Annotated in this window: 27 protein-coding genes; 17 read left to right on the forward strand and 10 right to left on the reverse strand. The window is 68.2% G+C overall.

Translation table 11 applies throughout. The features are described from left to right. Positions 1-10 precede the first annotated feature (10 nt). The 9 genes from DELCS14_RS23735 (at position 11) to DELCS14_RS23775 (ending at position 6,806) form a co-directional block, all read left to right on the forward strand. Entirely contained in the window at positions 11-904 is an 894-nt protein-coding gene (locus tag DELCS14_RS23735) for a ScpA family protein (RefSeq protein WP_034390789.1), read from the forward strand. A gap of 59 nt (positions 905-963) precedes the next feature. Then, positions 964-1,602, forward strand: a complete 639-nt coding sequence (queE, locus tag DELCS14_RS23740) for a 7-carboxy-7-deazaguanine synthase (RefSeq protein WP_013803907.1) — start codon at positions 964-966, stop codon at positions 1,600-1,602. 8 nt (positions 1,603-1,610) lie between these two features. Next, complete coding sequence (locus DELCS14_RS23745) at positions 1,611-1,976, forward strand: 6-carboxytetrahydropterin synthase (RefSeq protein WP_013803908.1); 366 nt, start codon at positions 1,611-1,613, stop codon at positions 1,974-1,976. A 142-nt stretch (positions 1,977-2,118) separates the two neighbouring features. Further along, entirely contained in the window at positions 2,119-2,499 is a 381-nt protein-coding gene (gene panD, locus DELCS14_RS23750) for an aspartate 1-decarboxylase (protein WP_012203760.1), read from the forward strand. A 27-nt stretch (positions 2,500-2,526) separates the two neighbouring features. After that, a complete protein-coding gene (gene bioA / locus DELCS14_RS23755; protein WP_013803909.1) occupies positions 2,527-3,849 on the forward strand; it encodes an adenosylmethionine--8-amino-7-oxononanoate transaminase in 1,323 nt (440 codons plus the stop codon). Next, a complete protein-coding gene (bioD, locus tag DELCS14_RS23760; RefSeq protein WP_013803910.1) occupies positions 3,846-4,547 on the forward strand; it encodes a dethiobiotin synthase in 702 nt (233 codons plus the stop codon). Before bioA ends, bioD begins: the two co-directional genes overlap by 4 nt. Beyond that, the gene (gene bioF / locus DELCS14_RS23765) at positions 4,544-5,761 is read left to right on the forward strand and encodes an 8-amino-7-oxononanoate synthase (RefSeq protein ID WP_013803911.1); all 1,218 of its coding nucleotides are present in this window, start codon (positions 4,544-4,546) and stop codon (positions 5,759-5,761) included. Before bioD ends, bioF begins: the two co-directional genes overlap by 4 nt. Positions 5,762-5,792: 31 nt before the next feature. After that, positions 5,793-6,152 (forward strand): 5-carboxymethyl-2-hydroxymuconate Delta-isomerase, encoded by a 360-nt coding sequence (locus DELCS14_RS23770; RefSeq protein WP_012203756.1) that lies wholly within the window; start codon positions 5,793-5,795, stop codon positions 6,150-6,152. A 15-nt stretch (positions 6,153-6,167) separates the two neighbouring features. Beyond that, positions 6,168-6,806 carry a tRNA-uridine aminocarboxypropyltransferase gene (locus DELCS14_RS23775; RefSeq protein ID WP_013803912.1) on the forward strand — a complete coding sequence of 213 codons (639 nt, stop codon included), beginning with the start codon at positions 6,168-6,170 and terminating at the stop codon, positions 6,804-6,806. A gap of 48 nt (positions 6,807-6,854) precedes the next feature. Here the strand turns inward: DELCS14_RS23775 and DELCS14_RS23780 are convergent, their stop codons facing one another. The 5 genes from DELCS14_RS23780 to DELCS14_RS23800 form a co-directional block, all read right to left on the reverse strand. Beyond that, positions 6,855-7,838: a tripartite tricarboxylate transporter substrate binding protein gene (locus DELCS14_RS23780; RefSeq protein WP_013803913.1), complete on the reverse strand. Its 984-nt coding sequence runs from the start codon at positions 7,836-7,838 to the stop codon at positions 6,855-6,857. Positions 7,839-7,976: 138 nt separating this feature from the next. Next, positions 7,977-8,612, reverse strand: a complete 636-nt coding sequence (locus DELCS14_RS23785; RefSeq protein ID WP_013803914.1) for an aminotransferase class IV — start codon at positions 8,610-8,612, stop codon at positions 7,977-7,979. Between the two features lie 14 nt (positions 8,613-8,626). Further along, entirely contained in the window at positions 8,627-9,796 is a 1,170-nt protein-coding gene (gene pabB / locus DELCS14_RS23790; RefSeq protein ID WP_013803915.1) for an aminodeoxychorismate synthase component I, read from the reverse strand. 189 nt (positions 9,797-9,985) lie between these two features. Continuing rightward, positions 9,986-10,297 carry a DUF4148 domain-containing protein gene (locus tag DELCS14_RS23795; RefSeq protein WP_013803916.1) on the reverse strand — a complete coding sequence of 104 codons (312 nt, stop codon included), beginning with the start codon at positions 10,295-10,297 and terminating at the stop codon, positions 9,986-9,988. A 222-nt stretch (positions 10,298-10,519) separates the two neighbouring features. Then, on the reverse strand, positions 10,520-11,245 hold the full coding sequence (locus DELCS14_RS23800; protein WP_013803917.1) for a Crp/Fnr family transcriptional regulator: 726 nt from the start codon (positions 11,243-11,245) through the stop codon (positions 10,520-10,522). A gap of 165 nt (positions 11,246-11,410) precedes the next feature. Between DELCS14_RS23800 and DELCS14_RS23805 the strand changes: the two genes are divergently transcribed. The 5 genes from DELCS14_RS23805 to DELCS14_RS23825 all read left to right on the forward strand — a co-directional run bounded on the left by DELCS14_RS23805 (position 11,411) and on the right by DELCS14_RS23825 (position 16,350). After that, positions 11,411-12,640 carry an ABC transporter ATP-binding protein gene (locus DELCS14_RS23805; protein ID WP_013803918.1) on the forward strand — a complete coding sequence of 410 codons (1,230 nt, stop codon included), beginning with the start codon at positions 11,411-11,413 and terminating at the stop codon, positions 12,638-12,640. A gap of 3 nt (positions 12,641-12,643) precedes the next feature. Next, the gene (locus DELCS14_RS23810) at positions 12,644-14,206 is read left to right on the forward strand and encodes a hypothetical protein (RefSeq protein ID WP_013803919.1); all 1,563 of its coding nucleotides are present in this window, start codon (positions 12,644-12,646) and stop codon (positions 14,204-14,206) included. Between the two features lie 87 nt (positions 14,207-14,293). Beyond that, on the forward strand, positions 14,294-15,175 hold the full coding sequence (panB, locus tag DELCS14_RS23815; protein WP_012203749.1) for a 3-methyl-2-oxobutanoate hydroxymethyltransferase: 882 nt from the start codon (positions 14,294-14,296) through the stop codon (positions 15,173-15,175). Between the two features lie 65 nt (positions 15,176-15,240). Continuing rightward, a complete protein-coding gene (gene panC, locus DELCS14_RS23820) occupies positions 15,241-16,092 on the forward strand; it encodes a pantoate--beta-alanine ligase (protein ID WP_012203748.1) in 852 nt (283 codons plus the stop codon). Positions 16,093-16,137: 45 nt separating this feature from the next. Continuing rightward, entirely contained in the window at positions 16,138-16,350 is a 213-nt protein-coding gene (locus DELCS14_RS23825; protein WP_013803920.1) for a DUF3079 domain-containing protein, read from the forward strand. Positions 16,351-16,372: 22 nt separating this feature from the next. Here DELCS14_RS23825 and DELCS14_RS23830 read toward each other — a convergent pair whose 3' ends face one another. After that, positions 16,373-17,302, reverse strand: a complete 930-nt coding sequence (locus DELCS14_RS23830) for a LysR family transcriptional regulator (protein WP_013803921.1) — start codon at positions 17,300-17,302, stop codon at positions 16,373-16,375. A 102-nt stretch (positions 17,303-17,404) separates the two neighbouring features. Here DELCS14_RS23830 and lysA point away from each other — a divergent pair, with 102 nt between their 5' ends. Beyond that, entirely contained in the window at positions 17,405-18,658 is a 1,254-nt protein-coding gene (gene lysA, locus DELCS14_RS23835) for a diaminopimelate decarboxylase (RefSeq protein ID WP_013803922.1), read from the forward strand. Between the two features lie 178 nt (positions 18,659-18,836). Here the strand turns inward: lysA and DELCS14_RS23840 are convergent, their stop codons facing one another. From DELCS14_RS23840 to DELCS14_RS23855, 4 genes are all read right to left on the reverse strand, one after another. Beyond that, positions 18,837-19,847 carry an NAD(P)H-dependent glycerol-3-phosphate dehydrogenase gene (locus tag DELCS14_RS23840; RefSeq protein ID WP_013803923.1) on the reverse strand — a complete coding sequence of 337 codons (1,011 nt, stop codon included), beginning with the start codon at positions 19,845-19,847 and terminating at the stop codon, positions 18,837-18,839. A gap of 120 nt (positions 19,848-19,967) precedes the next feature. Further along, complete coding sequence (gene secB / locus DELCS14_RS23845; protein WP_013803924.1) at positions 19,968-20,423, reverse strand: protein-export chaperone SecB; 456 nt, start codon at positions 20,421-20,423, stop codon at positions 19,968-19,970. Between the two features lie 129 nt (positions 20,424-20,552). Further along, a complete protein-coding gene (gene grxC / locus DELCS14_RS23850) occupies positions 20,553-20,810 on the reverse strand; it encodes a glutaredoxin 3 (RefSeq protein ID WP_013803925.1) in 258 nt (85 codons plus the stop codon). 88 nt (positions 20,811-20,898) lie between these two features. Continuing rightward, complete coding sequence (locus tag DELCS14_RS23855; protein WP_013803926.1) at positions 20,899-21,306, reverse strand: rhodanese-like domain-containing protein; 408 nt, start codon at positions 21,304-21,306, stop codon at positions 20,899-20,901. 98 nt (positions 21,307-21,404) lie between these two features. On the opposite strand from DELCS14_RS23855, the gene gpmA reads away from it, so the two are divergent. Together gpmA and DELCS14_RS23865 are read left to right on the forward strand one after the other, a co-directional pair. After that, entirely contained in the window at positions 21,405-22,148 is a 744-nt protein-coding gene (gene gpmA, locus DELCS14_RS23860) for a 2,3-diphosphoglycerate-dependent phosphoglycerate mutase (RefSeq protein ID WP_012203740.1), read from the forward strand. A gap of 121 nt (positions 22,149-22,269) precedes the next feature. Beyond that, positions 22,270-23,706, forward strand: a complete 1,437-nt coding sequence (locus DELCS14_RS23865) for a S41 family peptidase (protein WP_013803927.1) — start codon at positions 22,270-22,272, stop codon at positions 23,704-23,706. Positions 23,707-23,715: the final 9 nt, after the last annotated feature.

A 23,715-nucleotide genomic window follows, 5' to 3' on the forward strand; every position in this document is an offset into this window, starting at 1 on the left:
CACCCTGCGCATGCGGCATTCGCCCAGGCAGCAAGGCATGGCCGAGGCTGAATCCGCGCTGGCGCCTGCGGGCGCCTCCGCCACATCCCCCCCTCCTGGCGACGGCACCCCGGTCGTGATCGACCAGGTGGCTTTGGCGCGCCTGTACGGCGAGCCGCTGTTCGCCCTGCCGCAGGATCTGTACATCCCGCCCGATGCGCTGGAGGTCTTCCTCGAAGCCTTCGAAGGGCCGCTGGACCTGTTGCTGTACCTGATCCGCAAGCAGAACTTCAACATCCTCGACATTCCCATGCTGGACGTGACGCGCCAGTACATGCGCTATGTCGACGAGATCCGCAGCCGCAACCTCGAGCTGGCGGCCGAGTACCTGCTGATGGCGGCCATGCTCATCGAGATCAAGTCGCGCATGCTGCTGCCGCCCAAGAAGCAGGAAGGCGGCGAAGAGGCCGAGGACCCGCGCGCCGAGCTGGTGCGCCGGCTGCTCGAATACGAGCAGATCAAGCTCGCTGCCCACCAGCTCGGCCAGGTGCCGCACTACGGACGCGACTTCCTCAGGGCCCAGATCCACATCGAGCAGAACCTGCAGCCGCGCTTTCCCGATGTGGACGTGGCCGAGCTGCAATCGGCCTGGCGCGACATTCTCAAGCGCGCCAAGCTCGTGCAAAGCCACAAGATCACGCGCGAGGAACTCTCGGTGCGCGAGTACATGAGCCAGGTGCTCAAGGCCCTGCAGGGCCGGCGCTTCGTCGAGTTCGAGACCCTGTTCCAGCCCGAGAAAGGCTCGACCGTGCTGGTCGTGACCTTCATCGCCCTGCTGGAGCTGGCCAAGGAAACGCTGATCGAGATCACCCAGGCCGAAGCCTTTGCGCCCATCTACGTGCGCCTGGCCTATACGCCCGTCTAGCGGGCACGGACACAGGCACGCGCACACCGACAGGCCGGCTCCACCGGCCTCCATGCACCATGACTTACAGCGTCAAAGAAATCTTCTACACCCTGCAGGGCGAGGGCGGCCAGGCCGGCACGCCGGCCATCTTCTGCCGCTTTGCAGGCTGCAACCTCTGGACCGGCCGCGAGCAGGACCGCGCCAGCGCCATCTGCCAGTTCTGCGATACCGACTTCGTGGGTACCGACGGCACGCTGGGCGGCAAGTTCGCCACGGCCGACGCCCTGGCCGAACGCATCCTGTCCCAATGGCCAGCCGACGACAGCCAGCACCGCATGGTGGTGCTGACCGGGGGAGAGCCCCTGCTGCAGGTGGACGAGCCCCTGATCGCGGCCCTGCATGCGCGCGGCTTTCGCATTTCCGTGGAAAGCAACGGCACGGTGGCCGCGCCCGAGGGCATCGACTGGCTGTGCATCAGCCCCAAGGCGGGCGCCGAATGGGTGCAGCGCAGCGGCCAGGAGCTCAAGCTGGTCTGGCCGCAGCCCGGCTTCGATCTGCAGGCCATCGAGGCCGGTACCCGTTTCGACCGCTATTTCCTGCAGCCCATGGACAACGTCCTGCAGGCCGACAACACGGCCGCCTGCATAGCGCAATGCCTGCAGCGCCCGGCCTGGCGCCTGAGCCTGCAGACCCACAAGCTCACCGGCATCCGCTGATTTTTGCCATGCAGTTCACCGTTCACCAGCGCTTTTTCTTCGATGCCGCCCACACGCTGGAGCGCGCCATCGAAACCGAGAGCAGCCGCCGCATCCACGGCCACACCTACTATGCCGAAGTCAGCGTCACCGGCCCGCGCAATCCGGACAACGGCATGGTGATCGACCTGGGCTACCTGCGCTCGCGCCTGAAGACCCTGAGCGACGCGCTGGACCATCGCTTTCTCGACGAAATCCCCGGCCTGGGCAAGCCCACGCTGGAAAACCTGTGCCTGTTCATTGCCGATTCCCTGGCCGACCTGCAGCCCGCCCCCAGCCGCATCCGCGTATGGCGCGACAGCATCGGCGATGGCTGCGTGCTCGACCTGAACTGAAGCCAGGCCCCGCAGCAGCGCCGCTGCCGTTGAACAACTTCACGGCCTTCATGGGATTTCTCCTTCGCATATAGACTTGGTGGCTTTTTTTGCCAGCCAAGGCCCCATCAAGACCGCGCAAAGCGCCCCTCGAGAGACAAACATGTTCCGCACCCTGCTCAAATCCAAGATCCATCGCGTCAAGACCACGCAATGCGAGCTGCACTATGAAGGCTCCTGCGCCATCGACGAGGACCTGCTGGACGCCGCCAACATCGTCGAGAACGAGCAGGTCCACATCTGGAACATCGACAACGGCGAGCGCTTCGTCACCTATGCCATCAAGGGCCAGCGCGGCAGCGGCATGATCTCGGTCAACGGCTCGGCCGCGCGCCGTGCTGCCGTGGGAGACCTGCTGATCATTGCCTCCTTCGCCCAGGTGCATGAGACCGACGTGGCCACGCACCAGCCGCAGTTGGTCTTCGTGGACGATGCCAACCGCCAGGTCGAACTGCGCCACCACGTTCCCACGCAGCAGCTGTGAGCTGCGCTGCGGTGTGACAATCGCGCGATGACTCAATCGCTTGCCGCCCGCAGCCTTGCGGCTGTGTGGCACCCCTGCACCCAGATGAAGCGGCACGAGGCCGCACCCCCCATCGCCATCGCCCGCGCCCAGGGGCCCTGGCTCCACGACACCGAAGGGCGCCGCTACCTGGATGGCGTCAGCTCCTGGTGGGTCAACCTCTTCGGCCACAGCCATCCGCACATCCAGGCCGCGCTCACCGACCAGCTCGCCAGGCTGGACCATGTGATGCTGGCCGGCTTCACGCACGCGCCCGTGGTGGAGCTGTCCGAACGGCTGGCCACGCTCACCGGCCTGGGCCATGCCTTCTACGGCAGCGACGGCGCATCGGCCACCGAGATCGCCCTCAAGATGAGCGCCCATTACTGGCGCAACCTGGGCCGCCCCGCCAAGAGCCGCTTTGCCGGCCTGGCCGGCGGCTACCACGGCGAAACCGTGGGCGCGCTGGCCGTGACCGATATTCCCATCTTCCGCGAAGCCTATGCGCCCCTGGTGCGCCTGGCCGACACCGTGCCCAGCCCCGATGCACGCGGCGCGCAAGGCGGCGAAAGCCCGGCCGATGTGGCACGGCGCGCCGCCGAAGGCCTGCGCCAGTGGCTGGAGCAGCACCACGAGACGACGGCCGCCCTCATCGTCGAGCCGCTGGTGCAGTGCGCGGCCGGCATGGCCATGCACGACCCCGAATACCTGCGCCTGGCGCGCGCCCTGTGCGACCGCTACGAGGTGCACCTGGTGGTGGACGAGATCGCCGTGGGCTTCGGCCGCACGGGCAGCATGTTCGCCCACCAGCAGGCCGGCATACGGCCGGACTTCATCTGCCTGTCCAAGGGCCTGACGGGCGGCACGCTGGCCCTGTCGGCCGTGCTGACCACCGAGACCGTCTACGCCGCCTTCTACGACGATTCCGTGGCGCGCGGCTTCCTGCACTCGCACTCGTACACCGGCAACCCGCTGGCCTGCCGCGCGGCCCTGGCCACGCTGGAGCTGTTCGAGCAGACCGATGCCATCAACGCCAACCTCGCGCTGGCGCAAAGGCTTGACGGCGCCTTCGCCCCTTTGAACCAGCACGCCCGCGTGCGCCACGCACGGCGCCAGGGAATGATCTGGGCCTGGGATGTGCAGACCTCGCTGCCCGACTTCTCGCGCCGCTACAGCGCAGCCGCACTGGAGCGCGGGCTGCTGCTGCGCCCTATCAGCAACACCCTCTACGCCATGCCTCCCTATTTGCTGGACGAAGAGGCCGTGCAGCACCTGGCCGCCAGCGCGCTGGCCGCCCTTGAAGACACCCTGGCCCAGGAGAACCGTTCGTGAACGCCCACCGCACCATTGGCTGCTTTGTCACCGGCACCGACACGGGCGTGGGCAAGACCCTGGCCTCCTGCGGGCTGCTGCATGCGCTGGCCCGCCACCATGCCCGCGTGGTGGGCATGAAGGCCGTGGCCGCAGGCGCCGAGCCCGACGGCCAGGGCGGCTGGGCCAACGAGGACACGCTGGCGCTGCGCGCCGCCTCCACCCTGACCGTGCCGCCCGAACTGGACAACCCCGTGCTGCTGCCCGATCCCATGTCGCCGCACATCGCCGCGCAGCGCGCCGGCCGCTCCATAGAGATCGCACACATCGTGGACAGCTACCGGCGCCTGGCCGAACAGGCCGACGCCGTGGTGGTGGAAGGCGCGGGCGGCTTTCTCGTGCCGCTGTCCGACCAGCTCTCGGGCGCCGACCTGGCCTGCGCGCTGGACCTGCCCGTGGTCATGGTCGTGGGCCTGCGGCTGGGCTGCCTGAACCACGCCGCCCTCACGGCCGAGGCCATCCGCGCGCGCGGCCTGCGCCTGGCCGGCTGGATTGCCAGCCGCGTGGACCCCGCCATGCTGGTGCCCGAGGAAAACATGGCCTGGCTGCGCCAGCACCTGGACCGGCAACTGCAGGCACCGCTGCTGGCCGACATCCCCTTCCAGCAGCACCCCGACCCGCGCGCCACCACCTACACCCTGCCGGAGCAATGGCAATGAGCGGCTCCTGGCTGGACGACATCCCCGCGCGCATCGCCGAGCTCGACGCGGCCCACCTGCGCCGGCGCCGCCGCGCCACGGCGCCGCTGCAGGGCGCCGCCAGCGGCGCCCACATGGAGGTGGACGGCCACCCCATGCTGGCCTTTTGCAGCAACGACTACCTGGGCCTGGCCGGCCACCCCACCCTGGTGCGCGCCGCCTGCGCGGGCGCCCAGGCCTTTGGCGTGGGCTCGGGCGGCTCGCCCCTGGTCAGCGGCCACAGCACGGCCAACGCCGCGCTGGAGGAACAGCTGGCGCACTTCGTGCAACTGCCGCGCGCGCTCTACTTCTATGCGGGCTACGCCACCAATGCCGGCATCGTGCCGGCCCTGGTGGGTGCTGGCGATGCCCTGTTCTCCGATGCGCTCAACCACGCCTGCCTGATCGACGGCGCCCGCCTGTCGCGCGCCCAGGTCCACCGCTATGCCCATGCCGACCTGACCGATCTGGCCGCGCAACTGGCCGCCAGCACGGCCCGGCGCAAGCTGGTCATCAGCGATGCCGTGTTCAGCATGGACGGCAACGTGGCCGACATCCGCGGCCTGCTGGCGCTGTGCGAGCAGTACGACGCGCTGCTGCTGCTCGACGACGCGCATGGCTTCGGCGTGCTCGGCCCACAAGGCCGGGGCAGCCTGGCCGAGGCGGGACTGACGGGCGCAAACGCCTCGCCGCGCGTGCTCTACATGGCCACGCTGGGCAAGGCCGCTGGCGTGGCCGGTGCCTTTGTCGCGGGCAGCGACATGCTGGTCGAATGGCTGCTGCAAAAGACGCGCAGCTACATCTTCGCAACCGCCGCGCCGCCCATGCTGGCCAGCGCGCTGCAGGCCAGCGTGGCCCTGATCGAGGCCGAGGACGAGCGCCGCGAGGCCCTGGCCGAACGCATTGCAGAGCTGCGCGCCGGCCTCACGCCGCTGCTGGCGCGCACGGGCTGGCAGCTGCTGCCTTCGCGCACCGCCGTGCAGGCCCTGGTCATAGGCTCCAACGCCACGGCCCTGGCCGTGATGGAAGGCTTGCGCGAGCGCGGCCTGTGGGTGCCCGCCATCCGCCCGCCCACCGTGCCCGAAGGCACGGCGCGGCTGCGCATTGCGCTGTCTGCCTCCCACACGCGCATCGACGTGCAGCTGCTGCTGACGGCGCTGGACGAGGTCTCGCGCCTGGCCCCACCCCTCCCCTGAATCCCTCTTCACCACCGGAACGGAGACATCCATGCCCCATCTCTACGTCGAATACACCGACAACCTCGCCGGCCTGCCCGGCCAGCAACTGCTGACCGAACTCAATGCCTTCGTCTGCGGCCACCCCAGCATCCTGGACGAGGCCGACGTCAAGGCCCGCCTGCTGCCGGTCAGCCAGTTCGAGATCGGCTCGGCACCCGCCAACCGCGGCTTCGTCCACGTGCAGCTGCGCCTGCTGGCGGGCCGTACCGACACGGCCAAGAAGGAACTGTCCGAAGGCATTGCCGCGGTGCTGCGCCGCCTCACGCCCCAGCCGGCCGGCATGATGGTCCAGCTCAGCGTGGAAATCGCCGACATGGACAAGCCCAGCTACTACAAGGGTCGCCTGTAAGGCAGGCGCCGGGCCTTGTCCGCCGTGAGCACCCGCGCACGCTGCGCGCAATGCCTGCGCCCTGAGCGCACCTGCCTGTGCCCCCTGGTGCAGCCGGTGCCGCATGCGGTGCAGCTGCTGGTGCTCCAGCATCCCGAGGAAGAACTGCAGGCCAAGGGCACGGGCCGGCTGCTGCACCTGTGCCTGCCCGCCAGCCGCCTGGCGGTGGGCGAGGCCTTCGAGCCAGCGCAGTTGCAGGCACTGCTGCACGCGCCCTGGCAGGCCGGCGACGCCCCGAAACAGGCCGTACTGCTCTATCCGGAAACGCCGCACGGCGACCAGCTGGGCCTGGCCAGGCAAGCGCCCTGGCCGCAGCCCGCGCCATGCCCCGAGGACCTGCGCCTGGTGGTGCTGGACGCCACCTGGCGCAAGAGCCGCAAGATGCTCTACCTCAACCCCGGCCTGCAGGCCCTGCCGCGCCTGGCACTGCAGGGCGACCTTCCCGCCTCGCGCTACGGCGCCCTGCGCAAGGCCCATGCGCCGGGCCAGCTGTCCACACTGGAGGCAGCGGCCTGCGCGCTGCAACGGCTGGCGCCTGCCGGCCCGTCGCTGCAGCCGCTGCGCGATGCGTTCGAGGGGCTGCTGTCCCTGCATGCCCTGCACAGGCCCGAATGAAAAAACGCCTCGGGAAACGAGGCGTTTTTCATGGCGGCGGGCCGTGCTTCAGTTTTCCGGCGTGATCTTGGCGAACTTGACCAGTTCGGCGTACTTGCCCATGTCGGTACGGATGATCTGGGCCAGGTTTTCGTCGCCCGTGGGGGCAATGATGCCCGCCCCTTCCAGGCGCGCGCGCATCGCCGGATCGGCCAGGCCCGCCTTCAAGGCCTTCTGCAGGCTGGCCACCACATCGGCAGGCAGGTCCTTGGGTCCCGCCAGCCCGAACCAGCCGCTCAGCGCGTAGCCCTTGAGCGCTGCGTTCTCGCCCAGTGCGGGCACGTCCTTCATCATGGCGATGCGGTGGGCCGTGGTCACGCCCAGGGCCTTGATCTTGCCGCTCTGGATGAACGGAGCCGCCACCGAGGGAGAGACGATGGCGAAATCCAGGTTGCCGCCGGCCAGGTCGCTGGTCATCGCGGCCGATCCCTTGTAGGGCACATGGACGATGTCCACCCCGGCAATCTTCTTGATCAGCTCGCCCGAGAAATGCGGCGTGGACCCGATGCCCGGGCTGCCGTAGCTGTACTTGCCGGGATGGGCCTTGGCCAGGGCGATGAACTCGTCGATGGTCCTGGCCGGCATCTTGGTGCCGGCCACCCACAGGTTGGGCAGCACGCCGGTCAGCGCGATGCCGGTCAGGTCCGTGGCCGGGTCGTACTTCTGCGCGGCGTTGACGAACTTCGTGCCCGCCAATTCGTTGCTGGAGCCTGCGAGCAGGGTATAGCCGTCGGCCTTGGCACCGACCACGCGCTGCGCGGCCACCACGCCGGCGGCACCGGGCACGTTGTCGACCACGACGGTCGCATTGAGGTGCTTGGCCAGGATGTCACCCACCACGCGCCCCACCAGGTCGACCGAGCCGCCTGCCGCGTAGCCGACGACGACGCGAATGGGCTTGTTGGGATAGGTGGTCTGGGCGCACAGCGGGCCCGCCGCCAGGACAGCCGCGGCGCTGATCAGCGCGCGGCGGGAAATACGGAATTCATGCATGGATCGATCTCAGGGGAGACAGGTATCAGCCAACAATCAAAATGATATTGCTCAACAATATTCACCGATTGTCTGACATTGCCTTGTGGAATCCATCCCTGAAAACCATGAGTTCCGCCCGTGGCCCTAGCCTGCTATTCAGCGCAGAACCGCCGGCAGCCAGCCGCGCAGGCTGTTGACGAAGGCCCAGCCCTGCACGCGCGGCAGATCGTCCAGCCGCACCGGGTGCTCCACCACGCGGCCCTCGTCCAGCGCCACCGCGCGGCCCACGCCGGGCAGCAGGCCGCTGGACAGCGGCGGGGTCACCCAGCGGCCCGCCAGCAGCACGGCGATGTTGCCGCGCGTGCCCTCGGTGATCTCGCCGTCCTCGTTGTGGAGCACGGTGTCGAACACCGAGGCATCGGTGGGCTGCAGGCTGTCGTAGTGCGCGCGGCGCGAGGTCTTGAAGCGCACCCAGTCGCCATGCGCCACCGCATTGGCGATGGGCCGGCCGGCCAGCGCCAGCCGAACAGGCGTGGCGGAAGGCGGCAGCGGCGCCGCCTGGGTCTGTATCCGCCCCGTGGCATCCAGCGCCAGGCGCACGCGCCAGTGGCCGCTGGCGTGCGCCTGGCGCAGCTGCTGCAATGCCTGCTCCAGCACGGCATCCGTGCAGGGACGGCCGAAATGCCGCGCCGCGTCCTGCATGCGCGTCACATGGCGCTGCAGGTGGATGAAACCGCCATCCCGCAGGGCCAGGGTTTCCAGAATGTCGAAATCGAAGTCCGTATCCGCCATGGCTGCACGCCCTTTCACACCTTGTCCAGAAAAGCCCTCTTGTGGCGCCATTCCTGCCATTCGGCAGGCGCCTCGGCGCCCGAGGTGATGCCGCTGCCGATGCCGCAGCGCAGTTCCGTGCCACGCGCCACCACCGTGCGTATGGGCACATTGAAGGTGGCGTGCACGCGCCCCGCGGCGATGCCGGGCCGCACCACGCCCACGGCGCCGCAGTACACGCCGCGCGGACCCGATTCCAGTTCGTGGATGAGCCGCATGGCCTGGCGCTTGGGCGCGCCCGTGATGGAGCCGCAGGGAAACAGTGCCGCAAACACGTCCGCCAGGCCGGTGTCGGGCCGCGTGCGCGCCTGCACGTCGGACGTCATCTGCCACACGGTGGGCAGGGGTTCGGCATGGAACAGGCGCGGCACCTGGACGCTGAAAGGCTCGGCAATGCGCGAGACATCGTTGCGCAGCAGGTCCACGATCATCACGTTCTCGGCCCGCTCCTTGGGCGAGGACCGCATGGCCTGGACATTCGCCTCGTCCTGGGCAGGCGTGACGCCACGGGGCGCCGTGCCCTTCATGGGGCGCGTGAGGATGCGCTCGCCATCCCAGTCGAAGAACAGCTCGGGCGAGACGGACAGCACCTGCTCGTCCCCGCTGTCCATGCAGGCCACGTAGCCACCGGGCTGCGCGCGGCGCAGCGCGGCGAACAGCGATGGAATGTCGCCCAGCAGCCGGCCCATGAACTGGGCCGTGTAATTGATCTGATAGCAGTCACCGGCCGCAATCGCCTCGTGGATGCGCGCGATGGCGGCATCGAAATCGGCGCGCTCCAGGCCGGGCTGCCATTGCACCTGAGATTGCACCTGAGATTGCACCTGAGGGCCGGTATCGACTGCGTCCGCGTCTTCAGGCCAGGGCCGGGGGCCGTCGAAGACGGCAAACCAGGCCAGCGGCTCGCCTGGCGGCGTGGCATGCAAGGCGCCCGCGTAGGCCGCGTCAAAGGCCGCCGCCGCCTCGTAGCGCACCCAGCCCAGGCACCACAGGCCGGCCTGGGCGGCCTGCTGCACGGCGTCAAGCACACCGCGCACCTGCTCGGGCGCATGGGCTGCCAGGCTGCGCAGCGGCGGCCCGAAGCCATGGCGCAGCCGGGCGGCCGAACCGTCATGGGGGTTGGGAAAATCGATCAGAAACTTCACAAAACGGCCGTCAACGCATGCTGTACTTGCATCAGCAGCTTCGCTATCGATAGCAGCCACTGACACGGGGCCGCCCAGTGTAGAGCGAGGGAAACAAAAAAGCGCCCCGAAGGGCGCCAAACCAAGCGTCCCGAAAGGACGCTTTCCACCAACAGGCCCGGCACCATGCCGGACCCATATCCATTCACATCACTTCTGCGTGACGGTGTGCTGGCCTTCCAGGCGGGCCACGGCCTCGCGGTAGGCGGGGCCGCTGCGCAGTTGCTGGTAACGGGCCAGGCCGCGCTGGTATTCGGCCGAGTTGTAGCTGATGTCGCGGTCAGCCGAAGGCGAGGGCAGGTAGGTCATGCCCGCCTGGTGCCACATTTCGAGGTCGGCCAGCACTTCGGCACGGCTCAGGCCTGCGGTGGCGGAGGACGAGGGGGAAACGGCTTCTTGGGCCATTGCAGTGCCGGCGAGGCCCAGGGTCAGGGCGGCCAGTGCAGCGGAGAGGGTACGCATGTCAGATCCTTTCAAAAGGCCGCTCGGCATTCATTTCCTCACGGCATGGACGTACTATGCGGCGCTGCAGCATTCTTCGTCTGTGCGTTTTCTCACGTGTTTTCGCATCCGGGCTGGCCAACGTGCCGCCTTTTCCCCCGTGTTCCCCTCGACAGAAGGCCAATTCACGCGTTCTAGAAACAGTGTTTTTCGCGGCTTGAAACAGCCGCGGCAGGCAAAGGCTCAGCGCGCTTCCTCGAGCAGCACGCGCAGGCCTTCGACATGGCAGATGCGCAGGTTGCGGCCTTCGCGCCGCAGCAGGCCCAGGCGCACCAGGCGCGACATCTCGCGCGCCACTTCCTCGCGGCTGGAGCCCAGCATCAGGGCCAGGTCGGTCTGCCGGGGTGCGGGCGCCAGCAGGGCCTGCCCCTGGTCGATGCCCGCGCGCTCGGCACGTTCCAGCAACTGGGTATGCAGGCGGCTGCGCACCGACAGCGTTCCCAGATCCACCATGCGGCGCGCCAGCGCCACGGCCAGGTCGCTGAGCCGGCCGATGAAGGCGCGCAGGACCTGGGGCTCGTTCATGAGCAGGGCTTCCACATCCTCATGGGCCAGCGAGGCAATCAGGCTGGGGACGCCTGCCTCGACCACCAGGGGCATTGCCGTGCAACCCACCTGCTGCTGCGGCAGGCCGCCGAAGAACACGCCCTGGGCAATCTCGCCCAGCGTGAGCCCGCGCCCGTTGGGGGCATAGCTGCTGACGCGCAAGCCGCCCTGCACGAGCATGTAGAGACGCTGATCGGTGTACGCGCCCTCCAGCGTCTGGTGCAGCGCCAGATGCTGCCAGCGGCACTGCGCCGCCAGTTCGGCCAGTCGCTCGTCGGACAGGCTTTGCAGCACATGGACCTGGCGCAGGCCCTGCCAGGCCACGGCGGGAAGGAGCGGAGATGTCTGTAAGGAACCGGACATGGGGCAACACCGTTGAAGCGCATCCGCAGGGCCTGTACGGGCCCTGTCGTCCGTCGCGGGAAGTACAGCATAGCGGGATCGCATAGACTCGTCGCGCGCCGGGAATCGCACCGTCCGGCTCCCCGGATGGCCGCACCGCGCAGCACAGAAAAAAGGGAGGGCTTCATGGAATCGAGCATCGAATCGGCACGACCACCCGCGCGCCCGCAGGCCACCGTGGCGGCCTGGGCGCAATCCGTGGAACAGGCGATCGCCAGCCAGCAATGGCATGGCGCGTGGCGTGCACTCATAGACGCCGCCCTGCCGGCCGAAACCGCCGTGCAGCAGAGCCTGCTGACTGCGCTGGACGCCTGGGATGGCCTCGCTGCCGATTCCGGCGCAGAGCCCCGCCGTGCGCTGGTGCAGCAGGCCTTCGATGCCCTGCATGCCGCCCATGCTCCGGGCCAGGCGCTGCAGGCCGATTCCGCACCTTCCCGCGCGCACCGTGCGCACCGCGCGTACCGTGTACAGGGACGGCAACTGGTCAAGCGCTACCGGCGCGGCGGCTTTGCGCTGGGGCCGGTGGATGTGGCCGTGGAGCCCGGCACCATCCTGGGACTGGTGGGCGAGAACGGCAACGGCAAGACCACCTTGCTGCGCCTGCTGGCCGCCGATCTGGCGCCCGACGCAGGGCAGCTGGACTGGGGCGTTCCCGCCGCCGATGCCTACCTGCTGCGCACCCAGCTCGCCTATATCCCCCAGCGCCCGGCCGTCTGGGGCGGGCGCCTGATGGACCATCTGCAATTCGCCGCGCGCAGCCATGGCGCCGTGGGCCAACGCAACATCTGCCTGGTACAGCTGGTCATCGCGCAGCTGGGGCTGCGCGCCTTCCGGGGCCACCAGTGGAAACAGCTGTCCTCGGGCTACAAGATGCGCTTCGAGCTGGCGCGCGCCCTGCTCTGCCGGCCGCGCGTGCTGCTGCTGGACGAGCCGCTGGCCAATCTGGACATCAACGCCCAGCAGACCCTGCTGACCGATCTGCAGTCGCTGGCGCGCTCGCCCTGGCAACCCATGGCCCTGGTGCTGAGTTCACAGCAGCTGTACGAGGTGGAAAAGGTGGCCGACCAGGTGCTGTTCCTGGAGCAAGGCCAGCCGCGCAGCGTCCAGCAGAGCTTTGCCGCCATGGAAGGCTGTGCCATCGAGTTCGAGACCGGCTGGGCCATGGCGCAACTGAAACCCTGGCTGGACCGGCTGCCATCCCATACGCACCAGCTCAGCGGCCAGACCCACATCGTGAGCTTTCACGTGCCGTTCACGGCAGCGCAGTTCCTGGCGCAGGCCGTGCAGGCAGAGATGCCCGTGCGCTATTTCCGCGACATCACCGCATCCACCCGCCGCCTGTTCGTGAGGGACTGAGCCATGCCACGTTTTTCCGATATGACGAACCGCTGGGACCAATGGGTGCTGATGCGCTGCCCCCTGCTGTGGCAGCTGCGCCTGCACTGGTATCTGCCGCTGGCGCTGCTGTGGTGCGTGCTGGTGCTGGGCATCTGGATGCAATGGATGGCCGAACCCGCGCGCTGGATCGGCTCCCTGCCCGGCGTTGCGTCCACGGCCCGGCAAACGCCCGAGCAATTGGCACTGGACATCGGCTTCGTCGTGGCCTGGATCGTGGCGATCGGCCTGGCGCTGTGGTGGTTGCTGCGCGTGCGCATCCACAACCGCTGGCGCGAACACGCCCCCGTGGGCCGCTGGGGCCTGTGGTGGGAGTACCTGTGGGGAGCCTTGTTCCTATCGCTATTGTTCGCGCCTGCGATCGCCTTTTCGCCCATCTATGAAATGCGGATTCAGCGCCAATGGTCGGACACGGATGTCAGTGCACAGATCCAGACTGTCGAGCAAGTCGCCGCCCTGGAGGCGCTTGTCGCGCCACGCCAGGCGGCCATGCTCGTGGAATGGATACGTGTGCTGCGCGAGGAAGAGGTCGATCCGGCGAAGTACCCGAGCATCCAGGCCCTGGTCTGGTTGATGCGCGCAGACCAGGCCGCGATTGCCGCGACACTCGAGCGCTACGGCCAGCCATTGCAGGCCAGAGGCTATGTGCGCCAGTCTGCCAGCTCCGCCCAGGACGAGGCGGAGCACCTGCTGGCCAGCTACCGCAGCGCGCTGCAATCCCCCCTGGCCGAGGAATGGCGCGCCTACCTGGCCGCGAACCCGCAACCAGGGAATGGCGAGAGGGTATCCAGAGCGCAGAACTCCAACTGCAAACCAGCCCTGGGTCGCAGCAGGCCTTTGGATCTGGAGCCGGATCCGCGCAAATGCTTCGGTACCTATCTGGCCCAGAGCAACCGTGAGTGGCTCATGCTGCTGGAGATGTTCGGCAGCCGGTGGAGCCCGATGCAGCATGTGCAATGGAAGCACGCGCGCTACGGCCTCGCCCTGCCGGCCTACCAGGAAAGCCATCTGCGGCGCGCTGACAGGTCCCGCGACGACGAATGGCCAAGGATGTCCCAGTTGCTGGCGGCCGCCAGCGCTGGCTTTTTCCTCGCCTTGGCCCTGGTGCTGGTGCGCCTGATGCCTGCCATGCAGCTGGTGGCCTGGGGCGCATGCCTGGTCCTGACCATGCTTGGCAGCGTGCTGGCCGGGATGCTGGGAATCACCAACCTCTATGTGCTGGGGCTGTTTCCAGCCGCGCTGATATCGGTCGCCTGGCTGCGCATCCGTGTGCTCAAGCGCCCCTGGGCCGGCGCGGTCCTGCTGGCCCTGGGCATGTCGCTGGCCCTGATATGGCTCGCCGCCGCCTGGTCCAAGTGGTCCGCACTGCTGTTGCCCCAACCCGCCGGCAGCGCAGGCCCTTGGACGGATACCCAGCACTGGCTGGACCTGCTGATGGGCGCGCCTGCCGTGGCAGCCAGCACGGCCATGCTCGTGGCCCTGCTGTCTCCGCTGTGGCGCCGATGGCGTGGCCTGCCCGAAAGGTGACGGAAAAGCAAAGGACAGCTCAGGGACAGGTGCCCCCCGCGCGCATCGCATAGACTCGCGGCAATTCCATCCCCCTCCGAGCGCCCCATGACCCAAGCACCCGTCACCGCCGGCACGCCCTACGGCACCATCCCTCCCGCCTCGCCGCTGCCCCAGCGCCGCCCCGTGAGCCTTCCGCGCCTGGCGCAGATGCGCGAGGCCGGCGAGAAGATCACCATGGTCACCGCCTATGACGCCACCTTCGCGGCCGTGGCCGATGCGGCCGGCGTGGAGTGCATTTTGGTGGGCGATTCGCTGGGCATGGTCTGCCAGGGCCTGCACAGCACCGTGGGCGTGTCGCTGCAGGACATGTGCTACCACACCGCCAGCGTGGCGCGCGGCCTGCACCGCGTGCAGGGCACGGCCTGGCTGATCGCCGACATGCCCTATGGCAGCTACGCCGAAAGCCGCGAGCAGGCCATGCGCAGCGCCTGCGAGCTGATGCAGGCCGGCGCCCACATGGTCAAGCTCGAGGGCGGCGGCTGGACCGCGCCCACCGTGCAGTTCCTGGTGGAGCGCGGCGTGCCCGTCTGCGCCCACCTGGGCCTGACGCCGCAGACCGTGCATGCGCTGGGCGGCTACCGCGTCCAGGGCAAGAGCGACGAGGGCGCGGCCACGCTGCGCCGCCATGCGCTGGAGCTGCAGGATGCAGGCGCCTCCATGCTGGTGCTGGAGATGGTGCCGGCACAGCTGTCGCGCGAACTCACGGCCGAGCTGCCGCACTGCCACACCATCGGCATCGGCGCGGGCAGCGGCACGGCCGGCCAGGTCCTGGTGCTGCACGACATGCTGGGCGTGAACCTGGGCAAGATGGCCCGCTTCGTGCACAACTTCATGGCGGATGCGGGCAGCGTCAAGGGCGCCTTCGAGGCCTATGTGCATGCCGTGAAGAACGGCAGCTTCCCCGACGACAGCAAGCACGCCTGGTAGTCCGGCAGGCTGCACGATCCGTTTTTCCGCTTTCCGCTTCCCGCTTCCCGTTCCCCCGTTTTCCCATGCAAATCGTCCACTCCATCGCCGACCTGCGCGCCATCCTGTCGAGCAAGGGCCGCCCCGCCTTCGTGCCCACCATGGGCAATCTGCACGACGGCCACCTGTCCCTGGTGCGCGCCGCGCGCCAGCACGGCGACATTGCCGTGGCCAGCATCTTCGTGAACCGCCTGCAGTTCCTGCCGCACGAGGATTTCGACAGCTATCCGCGCACCTGGGAGGCCGACTGCGCCAAGCTGGAGGCCGAAGGCTGCGACCTGCTGTTCGCCCCGCGCGAAGCCGATCTCTACCCCGAGCCGCAGACCTTCAAGATCCAGCCCGATGCGCAGCTGGCCGACATCCTCGAAGGCCATTTCCGCCCCGGCTTCTTCACGGGCGTGTGCACCGTGGTGATGAAGCTGTTCTCGGCCGTATTCTTCGCCAGCGGCGGCGGAACGGCCGTGTTCGGCAAAAAGGACTACCAGCAGTTGATGGTGATCCGCCGCATGGTCGAGCAGTTCGCCCTGCCCGTGAACATCGTGGCCGGCGACACGGCGCGCGCCGACGACGGCCTGGCGCTGAGTTCGCGCAACGGCTACCTGAGCGACGACGAGCGGCAGCAGGCCATGGCGCTGTCGCTGGCGCTCAAGCAACTGGCCGATGCCGCGCGTGCGGGCCAGGCGCCGCTGGCCGAACTGGAAGCCTGGGCCATGCAATCCCTGGCCGCCCAGGGCTGGGAGCCCGACTACCTGACCGTGCGCCTGCGCCGTGACCTGCAGCCGCCCGCCGAGGGCGCGCAACTGGCCGGTGCACCACTGGTGGCCCTGGGCGCCGCGCGCCTGGGCAAGACGCGCCTGATCGACAACCTGGAGTTCTGATCCAGCGCAAAACCCTGGCGGCCATGGCGGTCCAAGCTGGATGCCATGGCCAAGAAATTCCCCATCCACCCCGCCCATCCCGAGCGCACCTGCTGGGGTTGCGACCGCTACTGCGCCCGCGACGAGCTGGCCTGCGGCAACGGATCGGACCGCACACAGCACCCGGTGGAGATCTTTGGCGACGACTGGATGGAGTGGGGCCTGCCGCCCGAGCCCGCTGCAGACAAGGCTCCCGGCCTGGACAGCGCGGCGCGCTGAGACCGCACCCCGCCCTCTGCCTTCAGCCGACCGCGGCCACCTCGGCGGCGAGCGCGTCCACCAGCCACTGCACCTCGGCCACGGCTGGCCGGTGCAGCGGCAGCAGCGCATGGACCTGGAAGGGAATGGAAAACGCCAGCGGCCGCACCACCAGCTGCGGCCCCGCGCAGGCACGCGCCGTCAGCGGATTGACGATGGCCACGCCCAGGCCATGCTGGACCATGGCGCAGACCGCCACGGCGCTGTGGGTCTCCAGGTGCAGCTGGCGCTGCACGCCGGCCTGCTCGAACACGGCATCGATCTGCTGGCGATAGGGATCGTCGCGCGCCAGGCTGACAAAGCTTTCCCCGGCAAAGTCAGCCACCTCCAGCACCGGCCTTGCGGCCAGCGCATGGCCTGCGGGCAGCACGGCCACCTCGTCCATGGCGGGCAGCGCAAGGGCACGCGTGCCCGGAGGCGCCTCGGCCAGCTCGGCCAGGCCTAGGTCGTAGCGCTGGGCGGCCATCCACTCCTGCAGCAGCGGAGCCTCCTGCGTGGCCACGCTGACGGCCACGGGGCCATGCTCCGCATGCAGGCGCGCCAGCGCTGCGGGCAGCAGCGCATGGCTGAGGGCGGGCAGGCACAGCACGTTGATGCGCGCCTGGTGCGGCCGGCCCAGGGCCAGCGCATGCTCGACCACGCGGTCCAGACCCTGCCAGCTGCGCTGCACCTCGGCCCACAGCGAGAGGGCGCGTGCCGTGGGCCGCAGCCGGCCCTGGGCGCGCTCGAACAGCGCATAGCCCAGCAGGCTCTCCATCCGCGCCAGTTCGCGGCTGACGGTGGGCTGGGAGCTGAACAGCATCTGCGCCGCCGCCGTGGCGCTGCCGCTGAGCATGAGCGCGCGAAACACCTCCAGGTGGCGGTGGGAGATGCGGGGCTCGGGGGACGTGTGCGGCAGCGCGGGGTCTTGCATGGCCAAAGCATATCCAAATCAAATAGACACCATAAGAACAAGCATTGGACTGAATGACTCCCATCCGCCATCATGCGCGGCAGTTCCCCTGAAAGAGACACCATGTCCAATCCCTTCTCGCCCGCCCAGCTCTGGGCCCTGGCCGACCAGCACGGCACGCCGCTGTGGGTCTATGACGCCGCCACCATCCGCGCACGCATCGCCCAGCTCAAGGCCTTCGACACCATCCGCTTTGCACAGAAGGCCTGCTCCAACATCCACATCCTGCGGCTGATGCGCGAGCAGGGCGTGAAGGTGGACGCCGTCTCGCGCGGCGAAATCCTGCGCGCGCTGGCCGCCGGCTACGCGGCCGGCCATGGCGACGACCTGCACAGCGACATCGTGTTCACCGCCGACGTGATGGACGAGGCCACGCTTGCCTGCGTGGCCGAGCACAAGGTGCCCGTGAACGCCGGCTCCATCGACATGCTGCACCAGCTGGCCCATGCCTCGCCCGGCCATCCCGTGTGGCTGCGCATCAACCCCGGCTTCGGCCACGGCCACAGCAACAAGACCAACACGGGTGGCGAGCACAGCAAGCACGGCATCTGGCACAGCGACCTGCTGGCGGCGCTGCAGGCCATCCGCGACGGCGGCCTGAAGCTGGCCGGCCTGCACATGCACATCGGCTCGGGCGTGGACTACGGCCACCTGCAGCAGGTCTGCGGCGCCATGGTCGAGCTGGTGCGCGCCACCCGCCAGGCAGGCCATGACCTGCAGGCCATCTCGGCCGGCGGCGGCCTGTCCATCCCCTACCGCGATGGCGACGCCACCATCGACACCGCCCACTACCACGGCCTGTGGGATGCGGCACGCAAGGACGCCGAGGCCATCGTGGGCCATGCGCTGGGCCTGGAGATCGAGCCGGGCCGCTTCCTGGTGGCCGAGTCGGGCGTGCTGCTGGGCCAGGTGCGCGCCACCAAGAACGCGGGCAGCAACCATTTCGTGCTGGTCGACACGGGCTTCAACGAGCTGATGCGCCCTTCCATGTACGGCAGCTGGCACGGCATGGAAGTGCTGCGCCGCGACGGCCAGGCCATGCCCCTGCGCGATGCCGTGGTCGCCGGCCCTCTGTGCGAATCGGGCGACGTGTTCACCCAGGGCGACGGCGGCGTGGTGCTGCCGCGCGCGCTGGCAGGCGCCTCGGTGGGCGACCTGCTGGTCATCCATGACACGGGGGCCTATGGCAGCTCCATGTCCAGCAACTACAACACGCGCCCGCTGGCCGCCGAGGTGCTGGTCGATGGCGACAGCGCGCGCCTGATCCGCCGCCGCCAGACGGTGGAAGAACTGCTGGGTCTGGAGCTGGGCCTGTAACTGGGCATGTAGCGCGCCAGGCGCCAGGATTTCTGACGCAAAAAAGCCCCGGGGCCTTCCAGCTCCGGGGCTTTTTCATCGCCGGGCCGCCCCAAGATGAAAAGCGGCCCCCTCGGGGGGCAGTGGACCTTGCGCAGCAAGGGAAGCGTGTGGGCCATTTTTCATGGACACCGAAGAATCACTCGCCGCGTGGATCGCGCGCCATCAGGTGCTGCACGGCCTCGGCCGCCTGCAGCCGGCCGTCCAGCAGCTCGACCACGGTTTCGGTGATCGGCATCTCCACATTCAGCAGCCGCGCGCGCGCCAGCACGGTGCGCGCGCTGTACACGCCCTCGGCCACATGGCCCAGCGAGGCCACGGCCTGCTCCAGCGTGCGGCCCTGGGCCAGCAGCAGGCCCACCTTGCGATTGCGCGACAGGTCGCCCGTGGCCGTCAGCACCAGATCGCCCAGGCCGGACAGGCCCATGAAGGTCTCGGTGCGCGCGCCCAGGGCCAGGCCCAGTCGCGTCATCTCGGCCAGGCCGCGCGTGATCAGCGCAGCGCGGGCGTTCAGGCCCAGCTGCAGGCCGTCGCACAGGCCGGTGGCAATGGCCAGCACGTTCTTCACGGCGCCGCCCACTTCCACGCCCACGATGTCGGCGTTGGCATAGACGCGCATGGCGCCGCCGTGGAAGGCGGCCACCAGGGCGTCATTGACCTGGGCATGGCGGCTGGCCGCCACCAGGGCCGTGGGCTGGTGGCGTGCCACCTCGGCCGCGAAGCTGGGGCCGCTGAGCACGCCGCACAGCAGATCGGGCGCCACCTCGGCGCAGACCTCGTGCGCCATCAGTCCATGGGCGGCGGCCGAAGCGCCTGCGGGCACGGCCTCGAAGCCCTTGCACAGCCAGGCCACAGGTGCGGGCACATGCTGCAGCCGGCCCAGCCATTCGCGCAGGGCAGCCATGGGCGTGCCGATCACGATCAGGTCGGCGGCCGCCAGATGGCCGTCGATCTCGCCATGCACCACCTGCAGCGCGGCAGGCAGCGCCACGCCCGGCAGGTAGCGTGCGTTCTCGCCGCTGCCGTGCATGGCCTGCGCCTGGGCGGCGTCGCGCGCCCAAAGGGTCACGACACGCCCGTCACCGCGCGAGGCCGCGCTCATCGCCAGCGCCGTGCCCCAGGCGCCTGCGCCAATCACCACAATGTTCATATCTGCTCGACGTTGAAGAAGCGACGTTGATGAAAAAAAGAGGCCCTCGGGCCTCCTTTCTTGTACCACAGCGATGCGATGCGCCTGGGCGCAAATCACATCGTCCGGGAATGGACCGGCTTACTGCGGCAGCGAGTTGCCGTCCGCCTGGGCGGCTGCCTGCTGCTGCTCGTACATGGCCTGGAAGTTGATCTCGGCCAGGTGCACGGGCGGGAAGCCGGCGCGGGTGACCACGTCAGCCACGTTGCCGCGCAGGTAGGGATAGATGATCTGGGGGCAGGCAATGCCGATCACGCCACCCATCTGGTCTTCGGGCACGTTGCGGATCTCGAAGATGCCGGCCTGCTTGGCCTCGACCAGGAAAACGGTCTTGTCCTGGATCTTGGTCTGCACGGTGGCGGTCACGGCCACTTCGTAGATGCCTTCGGCCACGGGAGTCGCCTCGACGCCAAGCTGGATGTCCACGCTGGGCTGCTCCTGCTCCAGCAGGATGGCGGGCGAATTGGGCTGCTCCAGCGACAGGTCCTTGAGGTAGACGCGCTGGATCTGGAAGACGGGAGTGTCCTGTTCGGCCATGGAATCAGTCTTTCTGGGCAAAAAACCCTGGTGCGGTGACCAGGGCATCAAAAAAATCACCAACAAAATGCCCGCTGCCAAGAGCTTGCGCAGCGGGCACCTGGGCCAGCATTATGCAGTGCCCGTGTTTCAGCTTTGCAGCAGAGGCACCAGACCGCCGTCGGCGTCCAGCGCCATCAGGTCGTCGCAGCCGCCCACATGGCGGTCGCCGATGAAGATCTGGGGCACCGTGCGGCGGCCCGTGCTCTGCATCATCACGTCGCGCGCGGCCGGATCGGTGTCGATGCGGATCTCTTCGATCTGCTCCACGCCCTTGGACTTGAGGATCTGCTTGGCCCGGATGCAATAGGGGCAGACAGCGGTGGTGTACATCTTCACGGCTTGCATGTGCGTCTTTCTTCGAGTTTGCGGCGTGCCGCCGGCTGGCGCCCGGGGCGCGGAGCAGCGGCTTCCATCGCCATCAAATGGGGGCGCCTCAGGCCTTTTCAACCGGCATGCCGGCATCGCGCCAGGCCTTCAGGCCACCGGCCAGGGCCTGGGCCTTTTCGTAGCCCAGCTTCTTCGCAATGCCTTCGGCACGGGAGGCGCGGTTGCCCTTGGTGCAGATCAGCACCAGCGGCAGCGCCTTGTTCTTCACGGTGGTGGGCAGCTTTTCCTCGAACTGGCTCAGCGGCACATTCTTGGCGCCGTTGGCATGGGCGGCCGCGTACTCTTCGGGCTCGCAGACATCGATGACCACGGCCTTTTGGCGGTTGATCAGTTGCACGGCCTGCGCCGCCGTCAGCGAGCCGCCGCCTGCGCCGCGCACCAGGGGCAGCAGCAGCATCACGCCGGAAGCCAGCGCGATCAGGATCAAATACCAGTTATCGATGATGAATTTCACGTCATTCCTTGGGTTGGCAAACCTGTCAATTCTAGAATGCTGGCTTTTGCCCCCGCGACAGCCCAGCTTTGTCGCATCGAGAGACTTAGAAAGCCGCCATGTACAAGCTCGTGCTGATCCGCCACGGTGAATCCACCTGGAACCTCGAAAACCGCTTCACCGGCTGGACCGATGTGGACCTGACCGCCACCGGCGTCGAACAGGCCAAGAACGCCGGCCGCCTGCTCAAGGCCGAGGGCTATGACTTCGACCTGGCCTACACCAGCGTGCTCAAGCGCGCCACGCGCACGCTGTGGCACACGCTGGACGAAATGGACCGCACCTGGCTGCCCGTGCAGCACAGCTGGCGCCTGAACGAGCGCCACTACGGTGGCCTGCAGGGCCTGAACAAGGCGGACATGGCCAAGCAATACGGCGACGCCCAGGTGCTGGTGTGGCGCCGCAGCTACGACACGCCCCCGCCGGCCCTGGAGCCGCAAGACCCGCGCAGCGAGCGCAGCGACGTGCGCTACGCCCAGCTGGACCCCAGCCAGGTGCCGCTGACCGAATGCCTGAAGGACACGGTGGCCCGCGTGCTGCCGTTCTGGAACGAGTCCATCGCGCCCGCCATCCTGTCCGGCAAGCGCGTCGTGGTCGCGGCCCACGGCAACTCCATCCGCGCGCTGATCAAGTACCTGGACGGCATCTCGGATGACGCCATCGTCGGCGTCAACGTGCCCAATGGCATTCCGCTGGTCTATGAGCTGGATGCCAATCTCAAGCCCATTCGCCACTATTACCTGGGCGATGCAGAAGCTGCCGCCAAGGCTGCAGCCGCCGTGGCCGCACAGGGCAAGGCCTGAGCCGGGCCCGCTTGAGGTGAGCGCCTGCTGCGGAAATTGCGCTTGCTGCGCCGTTTTTAGGGAACCACGCGGGCGCTTGCCTTTCCAAGCGGGTGTATATTGACGCGGTTAAAGGGGTGATATGGGCCAGAAAATCAAAATTGCCGGCTGGGTTTCCGTAGGCGTAATCGCCGGAGCACTGACCACGGTTTCCTTGCAGACCGTGGCCCGCGGTGCCATGACCCCGCTGCCGCTGGAGGAAATCCAGCAGCTGTCCGCCGTCTTCGGCCTGATCAAGACCGACTATGTCGAGTCGGTCGATGACAAGAAGTTGATCACCGATGCCATCTCCGGCATGGTGTCCAGCCTCGATCCGCATTCGCAGTACTTCGACAAGAAGTCCTACAAGGAATTCCGCGAGGGCACCTCGGGCCGCTTCGTCGGCGTGGGCATCGAGATCACGCAGGAAGACGGCCTGATCAAGGTCGTCTCGCCCATCGAAGGCTCCCCCGCCTTCCGCGCCGGCCTCAAGACAGGCGACCTGATCACCAAGATCGACGACACGGCCGTCAAGGGCCTGTCGCTCAACGACGCCGTCAAGCGCATGCGCGGCGAGCCCAACACCAAGGTGCAGCTGACCATCCTGCGCAAGGATGAAAGCCGCAGCTTCCCCGTGACCATCACGCGCGAGGAAATCAAGACGCAGTCCGTCAAGGGCAAGGTGATCGAGCCAGGCTACGGCTGGATCCGCCTGAGCCAGTTCCAGGAACGCACGGTGGACGACTTCGTGCGCAAGGTCGAGGAACTGTACAAGCAGGACCCCAACATGAAGGGCCTGGTGCTGGACCTGCGCAACGACCCGGGCGGCCTGCTGGACGCTGCCGTCGCCATCTCGGCAGCCTTCCTGCCGCCGGATGTGACCGTGGTCTCCACCAACGGCCAACTGGCCGAGAGCAAGGAAACCTACAAGGCATCGCCCAGCTTCTATGCCCGCCGCGGCATGGGAGACCCGCTGCAGCGCCTGCCCGCCTCGCTCAAGAAGCTGCCGCTGGTGGTCCTGGTCAACGAAGGCTCGGCCTCGGCCAGCGAGATCGTGGCCGGCGCACTGCAGGACCACAAGCGCGCCATCATCATGGGCAGCCAGACCTTCGGCAAGGGCTCCGTGCAGACCGTGCGCCCCCTGGGCCCCGATACGGGCCTGAAGCTGACCACGGCGCGCTACTACACGCCCAGCGGCAAGTCCATCCAGGCCAAGGGCATCGTGCCCGACGTGATGGTGGATGAGACGCCCGAAGGTGACCTGTTCGCCGCCCTGCGCATGCGTGAGGCCGACCTGGAAAAGCACCTGTCCAGCGGACAGGGTGCCGAGGTCAAGGACGAGGTGCGCGAGAAGGCCCGCGAGGAAGCCCGCAAGCGCCTGGAAGAGGAAGCCAAGAAGCCGCCGGCCGAGCGCCGCCTGCCCGAGTTCGGCACCGAAAAGGACTTCCAGCTGCAGCAGGCTCTCAACCGCCTCAAGGGCCAGCCCGTCATGGTCAGCAAGACCCTGACCGAGCGCGAGCCCGAGAAGAAGGAAAACTGACAGCGCGGC

Origin of the sequence: Delftia sp. Cs1-4 (assembly GCF_000214395.1) — a bacterium.
GTDB lineage: Bacteria > Pseudomonadota > Gammaproteobacteria > Burkholderiales > Burkholderiaceae_C > Comamonas > Comamonas acidovorans.

Bases quoted from the DNA above. Each gene is read 5' to 3' on its own strand.
- panB (WP_012203749.1), top strand. From the start codon at position 14,294: ATGACCCAAGCACCCGTCACCGCCGGCACGCCCTACGGCACCATCCCT.
- panC (WP_012203748.1), top strand. From the start codon at position 15,241: ATGCAAATCGTCCACTCCATCGCCGACCTGCGCGCCATCCTGTCGAGC.
- secB (WP_013803924.1), bottom strand. From the start codon at position 20,423: ATGGCCGAACAGGACACTCCCGTCTTCCAGATCCAGCGCGTCTACCTC.
- gpmA (WP_012203740.1), top strand. From the start codon at position 21,405: ATGTACAAGCTCGTGCTGATCCGCCACGGTGAATCCACCTGGAACCTC.
- DELCS14_RS23770 (WP_012203756.1), top strand. From the start codon at position 5,793: ATGCCCCATCTCTACGTCGAATACACCGACAACCTCGCCGGCCTGCCC.
- DELCS14_RS23840 (WP_013803923.1), bottom strand. From the start codon at position 19,847: ATGAACATTGTGGTGATTGGCGCAGGCGCCTGGGGCACGGCGCTGGCG.
- DELCS14_RS23810 (WP_013803919.1), top strand. From the start codon at position 12,644: ATGCCACGTTTTTCCGATATGACGAACCGCTGGGACCAATGGGTGCTG.
- DELCS14_RS23800 (WP_013803917.1), bottom strand. From the start codon at position 11,245: ATGTCCGGTTCCTTACAGACATCTCCGCTCCTTCCCGCCGTGGCCTGG.
- DELCS14_RS23805 (WP_013803918.1), top strand. From the start codon at position 11,411: ATGGAATCGAGCATCGAATCGGCACGACCACCCGCGCGCCCGCAGGCC.
- grxC (WP_013803925.1), bottom strand. From the start codon at position 20,810: ATGCAAGCCGTGAAGATGTACACCACCGCTGTCTGCCCCTATTGCATC.
- DELCS14_RS23830 (WP_013803921.1), bottom strand. From the start codon at position 17,302: ATGCAAGACCCCGCGCTGCCGCACACGTCCCCCGAGCCCCGCATCTCC.
- DELCS14_RS23865 (WP_013803927.1), top strand. From the start codon at position 22,270: ATGGGCCAGAAAATCAAAATTGCCGGCTGGGTTTCCGTAGGCGTAATC.
- DELCS14_RS23780 (WP_013803913.1), bottom strand. From the start codon at position 7,838: ATGCATGAATTCCGTATTTCCCGCCGCGCGCTGATCAGCGCCGCGGCT.
- lysA (WP_013803922.1), top strand. From the start codon at position 17,405: ATGTCCAATCCCTTCTCGCCCGCCCAGCTCTGGGCCCTGGCCGACCAG.
- DELCS14_RS23745 (WP_013803908.1), top strand. From the start codon at position 1,611: ATGCAGTTCACCGTTCACCAGCGCTTTTTCTTCGATGCCGCCCACACG.
- bioA (WP_013803909.1), top strand. From the start codon at position 2,527: ATGACTCAATCGCTTGCCGCCCGCAGCCTTGCGGCTGTGTGGCACCCC.
- queE (WP_013803907.1), top strand. From the start codon at position 964: ATGACTTACAGCGTCAAAGAAATCTTCTACACCCTGCAGGGCGAGGGC.
- DELCS14_RS23795 (WP_013803916.1), bottom strand. From the start codon at position 10,297: ATGCGTACCCTCTCCGCTGCACTGGCCGCCCTGACCCTGGGCCTCGCC.
- DELCS14_RS23735 (WP_034390789.1), top strand. From the start codon at position 11: ATGCGGCATTCGCCCAGGCAGCAAGGCATGGCCGAGGCTGAATCCGCG.
- bioF (WP_013803911.1), top strand. From the start codon at position 4,544: ATGAGCGGCTCCTGGCTGGACGACATCCCCGCGCGCATCGCCGAGCTC.
- DELCS14_RS23785 (WP_013803914.1), bottom strand. From the start codon at position 8,612: ATGGCGGATACGGACTTCGATTTCGACATTCTGGAAACCCTGGCCCTG.
- DELCS14_RS23825 (WP_013803920.1), top strand. From the start codon at position 16,138: ATGGCCAAGAAATTCCCCATCCACCCCGCCCATCCCGAGCGCACCTGC.
- panD (WP_012203760.1), top strand. From the start codon at position 2,119: ATGTTCCGCACCCTGCTCAAATCCAAGATCCATCGCGTCAAGACCACG.